Here is a 15181-nt window from a genome sequence, read left to right as displayed (position 1 = left end):
TAACTTATGGAGCGTTTATTTTATTTTGCAGGCAACATCACTATTTGCTTTCACAGGCTGGATTAATTTAGTCTGAAATGATGCACAGCGAACGGAGATAAAATGGACGTGAACAGCGAGAGAAGTGTTTTTTATATTTCAGATGGCACAGCGATTACGGCTGAAGTGCTTGGACATGCGGTGCTGTCCCAGTTTCCGGTCGGGATCAACAGCGTAACCCTGCCGTTTGTGGAGAATGTGCAGCGCGCGCAGGCGGTCAAGGCACAGATCAATGCCTTATACCTGAAAAGCGGCGTACGTCCTCTGGTGTTTATTTCTATCGTGACGCCGGAGGTCAGGGAGATCATTCTGCAAAGCGACGGTTTCTGTCAGGACATCGTCCAGTCGCTGGTGGCGCCTTTGCAGCAGGAGTTGGGCATTGCGCCCGCGCCGGTCGCCAATCGTACCCACGGCCTGACGGCCAATAACCTGGGCAAATACGATGCCCGTATTGCCGCGATAGATTATACCCTCGCGCATGATGACGGGATTTCCCTGCGTGGGCTGGAAGATGCTCAGGTAATTTTACTGGGCGTTTCGCGCTGCGGTAAGACCCCCACCAGCCTTTACCTGGCGATGCAGTTTGGTATCCGCGCCGCCAACTATCCTTTTATCGCCGATGATATGGATAACCTGAAGTTGCCCCCTGCGTTGAAGCCTTTTCAGAATAAGTGTTTTGGGCTGACCATCGATCCGGAGCGTCTGGCCGCCATCCGTCAGGAACGGGCGGAAAACACCCATTACGCCTCGATGCGTCAGTGTCGCCTTGAAGTGGGCGAAGTTGAGGCGCTGTTCCGCACCACCCAAATTCGTTACCTCAACAGTACCAATTACTCGGTGGAAGAGATCGCTACCAAGATCCTCGACATCATGGGACTGACCCGCCGGATGTATTAATTAGTGATATTTATCGCGTTACGCCCGATTAGCGGGCGTTTGCGGTTGAAATCATCGCTGGTTGGTTTATTGTGATCGCCATCACTTCCCGGTACTCCTGCCGCTGCGAAGAAAAAAATTTAGAGATGGTTATGAACAAAACAGATGAACTGCGGACCGCGCGCATCGAGAGCCTGATTACGCCTGATGAACTGGCAAAACGGCACCCGATCACCCCGGCCATCGCAGCCAACGTCACCGACTCCCGTAAGCGTATTGCCCGTATTCTCTCCGGCGAAGATCCTCGTCTGCTGGTGGTGATTGGCCCATGTTCCCTGCACGATCCCGAAGCGGCGGTCGATTACGCCCGCAGGCTGTGTGTACTGCGTGAGAAGCACCAGTCGCGCCTTGAAATCGTTATGCGCACCTATTTTGAAAAACCGCGTACCGTTGTCGGCTGGAAAGGATTGATTTCTGACCCGGATCTGGATGGCAGTTTCCGCGTGAATCACGGTCTGGAGATTGCCCGCAAACTGCTGCTGGACATCAATGCGTTAGGCATGCCGACCGCCACCGAGTTCCTCGATATGGTGGTTGGGCAGTTTATCGCTGACCTGATCAGCTGGGGTGCCATTGGGGCCCGTACCACAGAGAGCCAGATCCACCGCGAAATGGCATCAGCCCTCTCCTGCCCGGTCGGGTTTAAAAATGGCACCGATGGCAATATTCAGATTGCCGTAGATGCGATCCGCGCCGCAAGAGCCAGCCATATGTTCCTGTCGCCGGACAAGCATGGTCAGATGACCATCTACCAGACCAGCGGCAATCCTTCCGGCCATGTCATTATGCGTGGCGGTAAACAGCCGAACTATCATGCGGAAGATATTGCAGCGGCCGCAGCCAGCCTGCGTGAGTTCAAACTGCCGGAGCAGCTGGTAATCGACTTTAGCCATGGCAACTGCCTGAAGCAGCATCGCCTGCAAAAAGAGGTGTCAACGTCGGTCGCACAGCAGATCCGTGAGGGCTCGCGGGCCATAGCCGGCGTGATGATTGAAAGCTTCCTGCAGGAGGGTACGCAGAAGGTTGAGTCCGGCAAACCGCTGGTGTACGGCCAGTCGATTACCGACCCGTGCCTGAACTGGGAAGACAGCGAAGCCGTGCTGGCGCATCTGGCTGCGGCGGTGGATGCTCGCTTCTGAGGGTAAAGCGTTAACTTCAGTGATGGGATGCAGCAACCCCGCTGCATCCCCTTTGCTCACCTGCGATCCCCACCTGCCAGTCGACATCGAAGATCACGGTCGGCCCTGCAATCGCCACTAAAATCAGCTCGAACAGCTTACTTCAAGTTTTTTGCCCCAGTCTGGCGGGCGCTGCATCAAATCGGCAAATTCTGGCGCGTCCGCATAAGGCTGGCTCAGCGCCTGATGCAATCTGCTCAGCACGCTGATGTCATCCTTTTCGGCCTGCTCGATCGCCTGCTGTGCCAGGTAATTACGTAACACGATGGCGGGATTGGCCTGCTTCATCTGCTGCTGGCGATCTTCATCGCTACGCTCTTCTTCCAGCACACGCTGTCGCCAGATGTTGTACCAGCTGTCAAACGCCTCACGATCGATAAACTCGTCACGCAGCGGTGAAGTGGATCCCTGCTGTACCGAATCAGACAGCTGACGGAAGGTCCAGGTGTAGTCGCTACCCTCTTTGGTCATCAACGCCAGTAACCCGGTCAGGATATCGTTGTCATGCTTGCCCTGCGTGGTGAATCCAAGTTTGGCGCGCATCTGCTGGCCCCAACAACGCATCAGCTCGGGCTCGTATTCTGCCAGCGCCTGCTTCAGCTGCTCGGTGGTCATCAGGCCCGACAGCGCATGAGCCAGGCGATTCAGGTTCCACAAGCCCACCACCGGCTGATTTTCAAAGCTATAACGCCCCTGGTAATCTGAATGATTACAGATAAAGTCAGGCTTGTAGTCATCAAGGAATCCGTAAGGACCGTAATCCAGCGTCAGGCCCAGAATCGACATATTGTCGGTATTCATCACGCCGTGAGCGAAGCCCACGCTTTGCCAGTGAGCAATCAGGCGCGCGGTTCTGCGGACGACGTCAGTAAACCACAACCGATAGCGATCCTCTTCGTCCTGCCACTGTGGCCAGTGATGGCGGATGGCATAATCGGCGAGTTCGCGGACTTTTTCCGGCTGCTGATTATAAAAGAAGTGTTCGAAGTGACCAAAACGCAAATGGCTTTCCGCCACGCGCAGCAACATCGCCCCGCGCTCCGTGGTTTCACGGTAAACGGGCTCATCGCTGGTCACCACAGTTAACGCGCGGGAAGTGGGGACGCCAAGATGATACATCGCTTCAGAGGCCAGGAACTCGCGCAGAGAGGAACGTAAAACGGCCCGACCATCACCCATGCGGGAATAAGGCGTTAAGCCCGCCCCTTTCAGGTGCCAGTCCATTTTACGGCCATCCTCCAGCCGTTGCTCACCCAGCAAAATCCCTCTTCCGTCGCCTAACTGACCGGCCCAGACGCCAAACTGATGGCCACTGTATACCTGCGCCAAAGGCTGCATGCCCGGCAGCAGAGACTCGCCGCTCCAGATACCAATTTTATCCGCAGCAAACCAGCTGTCATCAAGCCCCAGCTCAGCGGCAAGCCCGGCACTGTGATAAAGCAGACGTGGATTTTTTAACGGCGTGGGCGTGAGCGCGGTGTAAAACCCCTCAAGCTCCTGATGCCAGGTGTTAGTAAACTGCATGAGATCCCCTTGCGATATGCCCGTGCGGTCGCGACCGGACCGCAGGCAAACTATCGGTTAGTGTAAACCGCCTCGCAGCAGCTTAACACGGATACTGAAAGGGGTTATTAATGCGGCAGGCCCTGCAACTCTTTAGGAGGATGAATCAATGACGAGAGCGCGTCTTCGCCCACGGGCGAAAATAGTGCGCTTTGTATTCCGTCAAACTGGAAATGGCTGATCTTTTCCAGACCGGATAAATCATCAATTCCCTGAACGATTATCTGATGGCAGTGCGGTTTGATATGATCCAACACTGTACTTATAAATGGTTTAAAAGATAGCTTGTTGATATTGTGTTTAATAAAGCCTTTGTCGAGTTTGATGCGGTAGAACAGATCGTCATACACCGCTTTCGACGGCGCTTTACCGGATCCGTAATTTTCCAGACTTAAGTCAAATCGCTCACTTAAAGCCATTAATTCCGGATGGTCTTTACCCAGTTTTAAATTCGGGAAGCTTTCATTAATTTCAAGCTCAAGCCATTCCAGCGCATCCAACTTTTTCGCCAGAAAATCACTATCAAGGATCGCCTGTGAGGTGATGTCATCAATTTTCAGCGTCACCTTCACACCCTGCTGGCGAAAGAAGTCGTGATGTTTTTCAATGCTGGCTATCTGGCTTTGCAACAGAAGAATACGTTGTTCGCTGTCCATTTGCGGCAGCAACATTTCTTGCGGCATGGCGACATTGGCTTTGGTATGGGAAAAATGCGTCAGCAATTCGACAGCGATTAAAAGGCCGTCAAAGCTGTAAACTGGGTAGAATGCTGTGTAACTTTTATAATCCGCTTCCAGATGGATTTTCATTTTATTCAGCCATGATGAAGTGCCAATTCGTGCACCCTGCTTCACCGCTAATGGCAATTAACAGTGCCAATATTAAGTGAGATTGTCGCATAAAAAGCAAAATAGACAGGGTGAGGCCCGTTGCGAAACAGTAAACTATCACACAATTGATAAGAAAGATGCTGAGCAGTTTATCGGTTCACTGGTGTTTAAGCACCAACTTGTCATTAACTTCAACATCTCTTTACTAAAATTTGACGTAATGCTGACATAAAAAGAGACTTAAGGGAAATTGAATTATTTTATCCCGGGTGGGCAATGCGTTATTTAATATCATCCCATAAATCAAATGACGAATAAATGAGCTTTATCTGTAATTGCTTAGCACGCTAAATATAAGGCGGATCAAATTCGTCTTGCCTGCCAGAACACTTTTTTCCAGTAAACGTTATTTAAAGAAGAACGAATCACACCCTGGCTGGTTGAAGCATGAATAAATTGATCGTCGGTATCGTAGATCCCAACATGCAGACCATTTTCGCCACTGCCCGTTTTAAAAAAGACCAGATCGCCTGGCAGCAATTCATCTTTGCTAATGCGGGTGCCGATATCGGTTTGTGCCACCGTCGTGCGGGGAAGTTGCAGATCAAAACGATCGCGGAAGGTCAGATAGACAAAGCCCGAGCAGTCAACGCCACCCCTTCCCATGCCGCCATAGCGATAGGGCGTGCCGTGCCACTGGCTAAGCTGCTCATTCAGTTGGGCAATCACCGTAATTGAATCGGACAAACGCCCATTGGGTGGCGGTGCATGGCTACTACAGCCCGCAAGAATAATGACGATCAGCAACAGCCAGTAGCGCATAACGGAGATCCTTCTGAGATGACGACTTACTCTACCTGCAAACGGGGTTTTCAGACAACAATGTCCGGCTAATCAGAGGAATGTGGTGAGGATTTGGTGATTTTCCACACTCAGTCGCCGGAACGGCACGTCAAAGACCTTGCTCAGCCCTTCGGGTTGCAGAACCTCATCAACGGTGCCCTGCTGAACCAGCGCCCCCTGTTTCATCAACCAGACGCGGTGAGCGTGGTGCAAACTGTGGTTGATATCGTGCCCGCTCATGATAATCGTCAGCCCCTGCGCCACGCAGCTGGCCAGATAACCATCAAACGCGGCCTGCTGAGCCAGGTCCAGCCCGGTCAGCGGCTCATCAAGCAGCAGGAGTTTGCCGTCGGGCTGAGACATCTGAAATAACACCGCGGCCAGGCGAACGCGCTGCCATTCCCCTCCCGACAGTTGGCTCAGCGGTCTGGCCAGTTTATCCACCAGCTTGAAGGTCTGGCAAAGCGCCATCAGTGCCGCCTCATCGGTTACCGCATTGTGCAGCGTGAGGTAGTGCCAGACCGGCATTCTGCCAGCGGGCACCTGCTGTTGTGCCAGATACGCCCGCGTTCGTGCCAGCGCACTGTGACGCCAGGCTTGCAAAGGCTGCCCCGATAGCAAAATGGTCCCTTCTCCGGGCAGCATACCGGCCAGACAGGCCAACAGAGAGCTTTTACCGGCGCCATTCGGCCCCAGCAGATGGATAAGCTCTCCGGCGTTCACCTCAGCGTTAAATGGCGCAAGGCGCTGCTTAATGGCAACACCCTCACACTGCAACAGCATTTATTTTGCCAAAGCCTGTTTAATCGCACTCTCAATCAGCGGATCGGCGGGTTCCATATCCGGCGAGAAGCGCTGGATCACCGTGCCGTCGCGACCGATCAGGAACTTCTCGAAATTCCACAGGATGTCGCCAGGCTCTTTCGGCGCACGGCCTTTGCTGGACATGCGCTCGAGGAAACCACTGTTATCGGGTGCGCTGGCCGTAGGCTGCGCCGCCACCAGCTGTTGATACAGTGGATGACGATCCGGGCCATTGACCTCGATTTTGCTAAACATCGGGAAGGTCACGCCATAGGTGGTGCTACAGAAGGTTTTGATCTCTTCTGCGCTGCCAGGTTCCTGACCGAGGAATGCATTGCACGGGAAGCCCAGCACCGAAAAGCCTTTCTCCTGCCAGTTTTTCTGTAAGGCTTCTAACTGCTCGTACTGAGGGGTAAGCCCGCATTTGGATGCCACGTTCACCACTAACAGTACGTCGCCCTGCCAGTTCGCCAGAGAAGTCTGTTCGCCATCCAGCGTTTCCAGTTTTGTGTCGAAAATAGTCATCGAGTGTTCCTGTTCAGTAGAGAGTGAAAAAGGGAGGCCGCTATGGCCGGTTGCGTAACAGTAACCAGATAAAGACCGGAGCGCCGAGCGTTGCCGTCACCACCCCAATCGGTAATTCTGCCGAAGACATGGCGACTCTGGCCAGCACATCAGCGGCCAGTAATATCGCCCCACCAGCCAGCGCACAGGCAGGCAACAGCATACGATGATCGTTGATGCCATTGAGGCGCAGGATGTGCGGGATAACCAGCCCAATGAACCCAATCGCGCCCGCCAGCGCCACGCTGACACCGGTGAGCCAGCCGATGCTCAACACCAGCAGATTGCGCCACATCAGTAAAGGCAGGCCTAACTGCCTGGCAGAAATTTCGCCCAGCGCAATCAGGTTCATCACCCGCCACAATGAGCAGAGCCAGATCAGCACCGGCAGCAACGCCAGCATTAACCAGCGATAACGCCAGTCTACGCCACTGAAACCGCCCATCATCCAGTACATCAACTGCCGTAAATCGAGATCGGTACTGAAATAGACTGCCCAGGTCATCACCGCACTGCAGATGATCCCCAGCGCCACGCCCGCCAGCAGCAGGCGGCTGTTAGAAAGATGCTGACGGGAAAACCTGAGCAGGATAAGCGTGACCACCAGCGCGCCGAAGATGGCACACAGGCTGATTTGCCAGAGCCCGGCAGCACCGGCAAAAATACACAGCACCAGCCCAACCCCTGCCCCGTTAGAAACGCCTAACAGACCGGGTTCGGCCAGCGGATTTTCAAACAGCGCCTGCATCACCGCGCCCGCAACGGCCAGCGAGGCGCCCACCAGCAATACCGCCACCGTTCTTGGCAGACGCAGTTGCCAGACATACAGCGAATTATCCGGCATAAACCAGTCGACAGGCATCAACCAGCGATCGCCGGCTGACAAACTCAGCATTATCATCAGCAGGCTAAAGACCAACAAACCTGCCAGCCAGCGCCGCTGGTGCTGCCGGGCGCTTTTCATGTGTTCAGAAAGCAGCGTCATGGTTCACTTCATATGAAAAAGGCCGCATAAGCGGCCTTTTTGACTAGCAGAAATCAGTCTTCTTTCGGTGTTGCGTTCTCGACCCGGCTTTTCAGCTTCTGACCAGGTCGGAAGGTAACCACACGACGCGCCGTGATTGGAATATCTTCACCAGTCTTGGGGTTTCGTCCCGGACGTTGGTTTTTGTCGCGAAGGTCGAAGTTGCCAAATCCTGACAGTTTCACCTGTTCACCGTTTTCCAAAGCACGACGTACTTCTTCAAAAAACAGTTCAACCAGCTCTTTGGCATCCCGTTTGCTAAGCCCCAGCTTCTCAAACAGGTATTCAGACATCTCAGCTTTTGTAAGCGCCATAGGTTCAATCCCTCAAGGATGCTTGGAATCGCTCTTTCAGTGCCTCTACGCATTTTGCAACGGTAGCGGCAATCTCATCTTCTTCGAGTGTCCGGGCGGTATCTTGCAAAATCAGGCTGATAGCGAGGCTCTTAAAACCTTCATTTACGCCCTTACCGCGGTACACGTCAAACAAGTTTACGCCAACTACCTGATTTACGCCAACTTTCTTACACTCTGTGATGATATCTGCTGCAGGGACGTTTTCAGCCACTACAACGGCGATGTCGCGACGGTTTGCCGGGAAACGGGAAATGCCGCTCGCATCAGGCAGGACGCGGTCTGACACCTTGTCCCACTCCAGTTCAAACACCACAGTACGGCCGTTAAGATCCAGTTTCCGTTCAAGTTCTGGATGCACCACACCGATAAATCCGATGCGATCGCCGCGTAAATAAATTGCTGCGCTCTGTCCCGGGTGCAAAGCAGGATTTGCTTCAGCGCGGAACTGAATCTCAGACAATTTACCGGTAAGTTCGAGGACGGACTCCAAATCACCTTTCAAATCATAGAAGTCAACTGCCTGACGCGCCAGATCCCAATGCTCTTCATTACGCGTACCGCTGATCACACCGGCCAGCATAACATCCTGACGAATGCCAAGGTTTGCCTGAGTATCAGGCACAAAGCGTAGGCCGCTTTCAAACAGACGCACACGGCTTTGCTGACGATTCTGGTTATACACCACCGCAGATAGCAGGCCCGTCCACAGCGAAAGACGCATCGCCGACATTTCAACCGAGATTGGGCTTGGCAGCACCAGATTCTCTTCGCCCGGGTGCAGCAACGCCTGGATCTTAGGATCGACGAAGCTGTAAGTGATCGCTTCCTGATACCCTTTATCGACCAGCATCGATTTCACGCGCTTGAGCGACAGATTCGCTTCGCGGTGCTTAGTCATAATCAGGCCGGCCTGCACCGGCACGTCTGGAATGTTGTTATAGCCATACACGCGAGCCACTTCTTCGACCAGGTCTTCTTCGATTTCCATATCGAAACGCCAGCCCGGCGCGACCGCCTGCCAGAAACCCTCACCTTCGGTCACTTCACAGCCCAGACGACGCAGAATGTCGCTGACTTGATCATCAGATACAACGTGGCCAATCAGACGGTCCAGCTTTTCACGGCGCAGCGTGATGGTGGCACGCTTTGGCAACGTCTCTTCATTGGTGACATCGATAACCGGGCCAGCTTCGCCGCCGCAGATGTCCAGCAACAGACGCGTTGCGCGCTCCATCGCCTTGAACTGCAGTTGCGGATCAACGCCACGCTCATAACGGTGTGAGGCGTCAGTATGCAAACCGTAGCTACGCGCACGTCCGGTGATGGAGAGCGGGTTGAAGAACGCGCACTCGAACAGCACATTGCGGGTCTCTTCGTTCACACCTGAGTGTTCACCACCGAAGATGCCACCCATGGCCAACGCTTTCTGATGATCGGCAATCACCAGCGTGTCCGCTTTGAGTTTGGTCTCGGTACCGTCCAGCAGAGTCAGCAGTTCACTCTCTTCTGCCAACCGCACCACGATACCGCCTTCGAGACGATCGAGGTCGAAAGCATGCATCGGCTGGCCCAGTTCAAGCAGCACAAAGTTAGTGATGTCGACAACCGGATCGATAGAGCGGATGCCACAACGACGCAGCTTCTCTTTCATCCACAGCGGCGTTGCCGCCTTAACGTTAATGCCTTTCACCACCCGGCCCAGGTAACGCGGGCAGGCTTCTTTCGCGTCAACACGGATTGGGAAGGTATCCTGGACTGTTGCTACCACCGGTGAGATGTCTGGCTCAGTCAGGGTCATTTTGTTCAGTACGGCCACATCACGTGCCACACCAATAATGCCCAGGCAGTCCGCACGGTTCGGCGTGACGCTGATTTCAATGGTGCTGTCATCAAGCTTCAGGAACTCACGGATGTCCGTTCCAACCGCCGCATCCAGCGGCAGCTCAATAATCCCGTCATGATCGTCGGAAATACCCAGCTCAGAGAAGGAGCACAGCATCCCTTCTGAAGGTTCGCCGCGCAGCTTGGCTGCTTTAATTTTAAAATCACCTGGCAGCACGGCACCGACCGTCGCTACGGCGACTTTCAGTCCCTGACGGCAGTTAGGCGCGCCACAGACGATATCCAGCAGGCGATCGCCGCCCACATTAATTTTAGTGACGCGCAGTTTATCTGCGTTTGGGTGCTGGCCACATTCCACCACTTCACCCACCACCACGCCATGAAACGCCCCGGCGACAGCTTCAACGCCATCCACTTCCAGGCCTGCCATGGTGATCTGTTCTGACAGTGCTGCACTATCAATAGCCGGGTTAACCCACTCACGTAACCAGAGTTCGCTGAATTTCATTGGTTTGACCCGCCCTTATTTAAACTGTTTGAGGAAACGTAAATCATTTTCGAAGAAGGCGCGTAAATCGGTCACGCCATAGCGCAACATGGTAAGACGCTCCATACCCATCCCGAACGCAAAGCCAGAGTAAACTTCTGGATCGATGCCGACGTTTCGCAGAACGTTAGGGTGAACCATGCCGCAGCCCAGCACTTCCAGCCACTTGCCGTTTTTACCCATCACATCCACTTCGGCAGACGGTTCGGTAAACGGGAAGTAAGAAGGACGGAAGCGAACCTGCAAATCTTCTTCGAAGAAGTTGTTCAGGAAATCGTGCAGCGTGCCTTTCAGGTTGGTAAAGCTGATGTTTTTATCAACGATCAGCCCTTCCATCTGATGGAACATTGGCGTGTGGGTCTGGTCGTAATCGTTACGGTAGACACGGCCCGGGGCGATGATACGGATTGGCGGCTGCTGGTTCTTCATGGTGCGGATCTGCACGCCAGATGTCTGGGTACGCAGCAGGCGAGTCGCATCAAACCAGAAGGTATCGTGATCGGCACGTGCCGGGTGATGGCCAGGAATATTCAGCGCATCAAAGTTATGGTAGTCATCTTCGATTTCCGGGCCCGTTTCCACGGCAAAGCCCAGTTCACCAAAGAAGGTTTCGATACGATCGATGGTACGGGTTACCGGGTGCAGGCCACCGTTCTCGATACGACGGCCAGGCAGTGAGACATCAATGGTCTCTTCTGCCAGACGCGCGTTTAGCGCAGCCGACTCCAGCGAGTCTTTACGCATGTTCAGCGCTTCCTGAACCTGCTGCTTGGCTTCGTTGATAACCGCGCCGGCTGCCGGGCGATCCTCCGCAGGCAGTTCACGCAATGTTGTCATCTGCAGCGTCAGATGTCCTTTTTTCCCCCAGATATTCAACGCGTACCGTATCTAACGCGGCAACATCGTGAGCATCAGCGATGGCCGCTTTCGCGTTAACCACCAGTTCTGCGAGATGTGACATGCTTTCCTCTTCTTCCAGCCGCCGTGGCCGGTCTGTTTTTTTATGTGGACGAGCATTCGTCCGTTATCAGCTACGCCAGAAACAAAAAAGCCTCCACGGGGGAGGCTTTAAGCGCGATTTTTCGTTTCTTTTCTTTGCGCACAAGCCCCGATATTCAGGTGCTAAAGTAAAAAAAGAAACGGAAAATAGCAGCATTCATGCTTGCGATACCTTGTACAGAAAGAACGGGTGGGGCTTCAGTGAACAAAAAATAAAAGAGGGAGACAAGCTCCCTCTTCCACCTGACTTACGCCAGAGCTGTTTTCGCTTTCTCAACCAGTGCCGTGAAGGTCACTTTGTCGAAGACTGCGATGTCAGCCAGAATCTTACGGTCGATTTCAATAGAAGCCTTTTTCAGACCATTAATGAAACGGCTGTAAGACATTCCGTTAGTGCGTGCCGCTGCGTTGATACGCGCGATCCACAGCTGACGGAACTGACGCTTCCGCTGACGACGGTCACGGTAAGCATACTGACCAGCTTTGATAACAGCCTGGAAGGCAACGCGGTAAACACGTGAACGTGCACCGTAATAGCCTTTAGCTTGTTTTAAGATTTTTTTGTGACGTGCGCGAGCAACTACACCACGTTTTACACGAGCCATTTAGCTCTCCTGTTTAATATTCTGTTAAAAAAAAATAGACTTATGCGTACGGCAGGCAGGCAATAACCAGACCCAGATCGCCTTTAGAAACCATGCCTTTCGGGCGCAGGTGACGTTTACGCTTAGTAGATTTTTTAGTCAGAATATGACGCAGGTTAGCGTGTTTACGCTTGAAGCCACCAGAGGCGGTCTTCTTGAAGCGCTTGGCCGCGCCACGTACAGTTTTAATCTTTGGCATTTAAAAACATCCACTTCGCATTGTTAATAAAATGAATCAGACAGGCGAATAAAAGTCCGGGCCGAAGCCCGGACTTCGATTACTTTATGGCCTACTGCTTCTTCTTCGGAGCCAGCACCATGATCATCTGACGACCCTCGATCTTCGAAGGGAAGGATTCGACGATAGCCAAATCGATGTCTTCACACAGATCTTTACGGACGCGGTTAAGCACTTCCATGCCGATCTGCTGGTGCGCCATCTCACGTCCACGGAATCGCAGCGTGATTTTGGCTTTGTCGCCCTCTTCGAGAAAGCGAATCAGGTTGCGTAGTTTTACCTGATAGTCGCCATCATCGGTACCAGGACGGAATTTGATTTCCTTAACCTGGATAACTTTTTGCTTCTTCTTCTGTTCTTTAGAAGATTTGCTTTTTTCGTAAAGGAATTTGCCGTAATCCATGATACGGCAAACGGGCGGCTCGGCGTTAGGGCTGATTTCAACTAAATCAACACCTGCTTCCTCAGCTTTTTCCAAAGCCTCATTCAGACTGACAATACCAATCTGCTCGCCATCGACGCCAGTCAGTCGTACTTCTGTGGCGCGGATTTCTCTGTTAATGCGATTAGGACGCGCCGGTTGAACTCGTTTTCCGCCTTTAATACTTTATTCCTCCAATTGATGAAGATTGCGACTGCGAATTTCGTCTTGCAGCTTCGCGATCACTTCGTTTACGTCCATGCTACCCAGGTCTTTACCACGGCGGGTGCGAACGGCAACTTTGCCAGATTCCACCTCTTTATCACCACAGACCAACATATACGGGACACGTCGTAAAGTATGCTCACGGATTTTAAAGCCAATCTTCTCGTTTCTCAAGTCCGCTTTTGCACGAATGCCCGCATTCTGCAGTTTTCGGGTCAATTCTGCAACATATTCGGACTGGCCATCGGTGATATTCATCACCACAACTTGTACTGGAGCCAACCAGGTCGGGAAGAACCCGGCATACTCTTCGGTCAAAATACCGATAAAGCGCTCCACTGAACCCAGAATTGCACGGTGGATCATCACCGGCACCTGACGCTCATTATTTTCCCCAATATATGAGGCACTCAGACGGCTCGGCAATGAGAAGTCGAGCTGAACGGTACCACACTGCCATGCGCGATCCAGGCAGTCATGCAGGGTAAATTCAATCTTAGGACCGTAGAAAGCGCCCTCTCCCGGCTGATATTCGAACGGAATGTCGTTCTCTTTCAGCGCGGCAGCCAGATCGGCCTCGGCGCGATCCCACTGTTCTTCAGTACCGATGCGTTTTACCGGACGGGTAGACAGCTTCACCACGATTTTTTCAAATCCGAAGGTGCTGTACATGTCATACACCATGCGGATGCAGCTATTTACTTCAGTACGCACCTGCTCTTCTGTACAGAAGATATGGGCATCATCCTGAGTAAAGCCACGCACACGCATCAGACCGTGCAACGCGCCTGATGGCTCGTTACGGTGACAGCTACCGAACTCCGCCATACGTAACGGCAGGTCGCGGTATGATTTTAGACCCTGATTGAAAATCTGCACGTGGCCTGGGCAGTTCATTGGCTTGATGCAATATTCACGGTTCTCTGAAGAGGTGGTGAACATCGCTTCTTTGTAGTTTTCCCAATGCCCTGTTTTTTCCCACAGCACGCGGTCCATCATCAATGGGCCTTTCACTTCCTGATAGTCATACTCAGTCAGCTTGCTGCGCACAAAGACTTCCAGCTCGCGGAAGATGGTCCAGCCGTCATTATGCCAGAACACCATGCCCGGCGCTTCTTCCTGCATGTGATACAGGTCAAGCTGCTTACCGATTTTACGGTGATCGCGCTTGGCCGCTTCTTCCAGACGCAGTAAATAGGCAGCCAGCTGCTTTTTATCTGCCCAGGCAGTGCCGTAAATGCGCTGCAACATTTTATTGTTGCTGTCGCCACGCCAGTAAGCACCAGAAATTTTCTGCAGCTTAAAGTGGTGGCAGAAACGCATATTCGGCACGTGCGGACCACGGCACATATCGACATATTCTTCATGATGATACAGACCAGGCTGGTCATCATGGCTGATGTTTTCATCAAGAATGGTGATTTTGTACGTTTCGCCACGTGCAGCAAACGCATCACGCGCTTCCTGCCAGCTCACTTTCTTCTTGATGACATCGTAATTGGTTTCAGCCAGCTGGTGCATACGCTTTTCCAGCTGCTCAATGTCTTCCTGGGTCAGGGTACGGTCGATATCAACATCGTAATAGAAGCCGTTGTCGATCACTGGACCAATAGCCATCTTGGTGTCAGGCCACAGCTGTTTGATAGCGTGTCCCAGCAGGTGAGCACAAGAGTGACGAATGATCTCAAGACCGGCTTCATCTTTTGCGGTAATGATAGCGACATTGGCATCCTCGGTGATCGGATCAACCGCATCCACCAGTTCACCATTCACGCGGCCAGCAATACAGGCTTTCGCGAGGCCAGGACCGATGTCCTGAGCAATGTCCATCACGCTAACGGCGTGATCAAAAGAACGCTGACTTCCATCAGGAAGAGTAATAACGGGCATTTTACATCCTTAATTGCAGTGGTAACCCATACGCAAGGCTACATACAAAAGTAGTATTTAATTTGTACATCAAGGACTTTGCACTTGAAACCCACTCACATTTGTCGGTTTGGTACAGAGTCTGGTACACATATTCAAAAGTGTCTGTTTAACAAAAACTTCTGAGGGACGAACATCTTACACGCTATGCATCCTACGTCAAAGTATGAACACCGTGAGTTCTTGTCGGATAAGTAAA

15 protein-coding genes, 1 pseudogene and 1 other annotated feature are annotated in these 15181 nt (G+C 52.6%); of the genes and pseudogenes, 2 read left to right on the top strand and 14 right to left on the bottom strand.

Annotated features, from left to right (window positions below):
• Window positions 1-102 precede the first annotated feature (102 nt).
• Both ppsR and EBC_RS11280 read left to right on the top strand, forming a co-directional pair.
• Window positions 103-936 carry a posphoenolpyruvate synthetase regulatory kinase/phosphorylase PpsR gene (gene ppsR / locus EBC_RS11285; protein WP_013201916.1) on the top strand — a complete coding sequence of 278 codons (834 nt, stop codon included), beginning with the start codon at window positions 103-105 and terminating at the stop codon, window positions 934-936.
• Between the two features lie 131 nt (window positions 937-1067).
• A complete protein-coding gene (locus tag EBC_RS11280; protein ID WP_013201915.1) occupies window positions 1068-2114 on the top strand; it encodes a 3-deoxy-7-phosphoheptulonate synthase in 1047 nt (348 codons plus the stop codon).
• 123 nt (window positions 2115-2237) lie between these two features.
• Here EBC_RS11280 and EBC_RS11275 read toward each other — a convergent pair whose 3' ends face one another.
• From EBC_RS11275 to thrS, 14 genes and pseudogenes are all read right to left on the bottom strand, one after another.
• Entirely contained in the window at window positions 2238-3677 is a 1440-nt protein-coding gene (locus EBC_RS11275) for a protein adenylyltransferase SelO (protein WP_013201914.1), read from the bottom strand.
• A gap of 107 nt (window positions 3678-3784) precedes the next feature.
• Window positions 3785-4525, bottom strand: a complete 741-nt coding sequence (locus EBC_RS11270) for an EAL domain-containing protein (RefSeq protein ID WP_013201913.1) — start codon at window positions 4523-4525, stop codon at window positions 3785-3787.
• 384 nt (window positions 4526-4909) lie between these two features.
• Window positions 4910-5368, bottom strand: coding sequence for an NlpC/P60 family protein (locus EBC_RS11265; protein ID WP_013201912.1), 459 nt, complete (start codon window positions 5366-5368; stop codon window positions 4910-4912).
• A 72-nt stretch (window positions 5369-5440) separates the two neighbouring features.
• Window positions 5441-6172: a vitamin B12 ABC transporter ATP-binding protein BtuD gene (gene btuD / locus EBC_RS11260; protein ID WP_013201911.1), complete on the bottom strand. Its 732-nt coding sequence runs from the start codon at window positions 6170-6172 to the stop codon at window positions 5441-5443.
• Window positions 6173-6718 (bottom strand): glutathione peroxidase, encoded by a 546-nt coding sequence (locus tag EBC_RS11255; RefSeq protein WP_013201910.1) that lies wholly within the window; start codon window positions 6716-6718, stop codon window positions 6173-6175.
• 40 nt (window positions 6719-6758) lie between these two features.
• The gene (gene btuC, locus EBC_RS11250) at window positions 6759-7742 is read right to left on the bottom strand and encodes a vitamin B12 ABC transporter permease BtuC (protein ID WP_013201909.1); all 984 of its coding nucleotides are present in this window, start codon (window positions 7740-7742) and stop codon (window positions 6759-6761) included.
• A gap of 53 nt (window positions 7743-7795) precedes the next feature.
• Window positions 7796-8095, bottom strand: a complete 300-nt coding sequence (ihfA, locus tag EBC_RS11245; RefSeq protein ID WP_004157378.1) for an integration host factor subunit alpha — start codon at window positions 8093-8095, stop codon at window positions 7796-7798.
• Between the two features lie 4 nt (window positions 8096-8099).
• Window positions 8100-10487, bottom strand: coding sequence for a phenylalanine--tRNA ligase subunit beta (gene pheT / locus EBC_RS11240; protein ID WP_013201908.1), 2388 nt, complete (start codon window positions 10485-10487; stop codon window positions 8100-8102).
• Window positions 10488-10502: 15 nt separating this feature from the next.
• A pseudogene (pheS, locus tag EBC_RS11235) lies at window positions 10503-11487 on the bottom strand (phenylalanine--tRNA ligase subunit alpha).
• A gap of 80 nt (window positions 11488-11567) precedes the next feature.
• Window positions 11568-11691, bottom strand: a sequence feature (Phe leader region).
• Entirely contained in the window at window positions 11642-11686 is a 45-nt protein-coding gene (gene pheM / locus EBC_RS26020; RefSeq protein ID WP_001386830.1) for a pheST operon leader peptide PheM, read from the bottom strand. (Overlaps the previous feature by 45 nt.)
• Before the next feature lie 82 nt (window positions 11692-11773).
• A complete protein-coding gene (rplT, locus tag EBC_RS11230; protein WP_013201905.1) occupies window positions 11774-12130 on the bottom strand; it encodes a 50S ribosomal protein L20 in 357 nt (118 codons plus the stop codon).
• Between the two features lie 40 nt (window positions 12131-12170).
• Window positions 12171-12368, bottom strand: coding sequence for a 50S ribosomal protein L35 (gene rpmI / locus EBC_RS11225; protein ID WP_004157374.1), 198 nt, complete (start codon window positions 12366-12368; stop codon window positions 12171-12173).
• A 91-nt stretch (window positions 12369-12459) separates the two neighbouring features.
• Entirely contained in the window at window positions 12460-13011 is a 552-nt protein-coding gene (gene infC / locus EBC_RS11220) for a translation initiation factor IF-3 (RefSeq protein ID WP_071822113.1), read from the bottom strand.
• A gap of 3 nt (window positions 13012-13014) precedes the next feature.
• A complete protein-coding gene (gene thrS, locus EBC_RS11215; RefSeq protein ID WP_013201903.1) occupies window positions 13015-14943 on the bottom strand; it encodes a threonine--tRNA ligase in 1929 nt (642 codons plus the stop codon).
• Window positions 14944-15181: the final 238 nt, after the last annotated feature.

Source organism: Erwinia billingiae Eb661, from assembly GCF_000196615.1.
GTDB classification, from domain to species: Bacteria; Pseudomonadota; Gammaproteobacteria; order Enterobacterales; family Enterobacteriaceae; genus Erwinia; species Erwinia billingiae.
The sequence above is the reverse complement of the archived record's forward strand: the minus strand, read 5'-3'. Positions and strand labels throughout refer to the sequence as shown.

Bases quoted from the DNA above. Each gene is read 5' to 3' on its own strand.
- ppsR (WP_013201916.1), top strand. From the start codon at position 103: ATGGACGTGAACAGCGAGAGAAGTGTTTTTTATATTTCAGATGGCACA.
- EBC_RS11280 (WP_013201915.1), top strand. From the start codon at position 1,068: ATGAACAAAACAGATGAACTGCGGACCGCGCGCATCGAGAGCCTGATT.
- EBC_RS11275 (WP_013201914.1), bottom strand. From the start codon at position 3,677: ATGCAGTTTACTAACACCTGGCATCAGGAGCTTGAGGGGTTTTACACC.
- EBC_RS11270 (WP_013201913.1), bottom strand. From the start codon at position 4,525: ATGAAAATCCATCTGGAAGCGGATTATAAAAGTTACACAGCATTCTAC.
- EBC_RS11265 (WP_013201912.1), bottom strand. From the start codon at position 5,368: ATGCGCTACTGGCTGTTGCTGATCGTCATTATTCTTGCGGGCTGTAGT.
- btuD (WP_013201911.1), bottom strand. From the start codon at position 6,172: ATGCTGTTGCAGTGTGAGGGTGTTGCCATTAAGCAGCGCCTTGCGCCA.
- EBC_RS11255 (WP_013201910.1), bottom strand. From the start codon at position 6,718: ATGACTATTTTCGACACAAAACTGGAAACGCTGGATGGCGAACAGACT.
- btuC (WP_013201909.1), bottom strand. From the start codon at position 7,742: ATGACGCTGCTTTCTGAACACATGAAAAGCGCCCGGCAGCACCAGCGG.
- ihfA (WP_004157378.1), bottom strand. From the start codon at position 8,095: ATGGCGCTTACAAAAGCTGAGATGTCTGAATACCTGTTTGAGAAGCTG.
- pheT (WP_013201908.1), bottom strand. From the start codon at position 10,487: ATGAAATTCAGCGAACTCTGGTTACGTGAGTGGGTTAACCCGGCTATT.
- rplT (WP_013201905.1), bottom strand. From the start codon at position 12,130: ATGGCTCGTGTAAAACGTGGTGTAGTTGCTCGCGCACGTCACAAAAAA.
- rpmI (WP_004157374.1), bottom strand. From the start codon at position 12,368: ATGCCAAAGATTAAAACTGTACGTGGCGCGGCCAAGCGCTTCAAGAAG.
- thrS (WP_013201903.1), bottom strand. From the start codon at position 14,943: ATGCCCGTTATTACTCTTCCTGATGGAAGTCAGCGTTCTTTTGATCAC.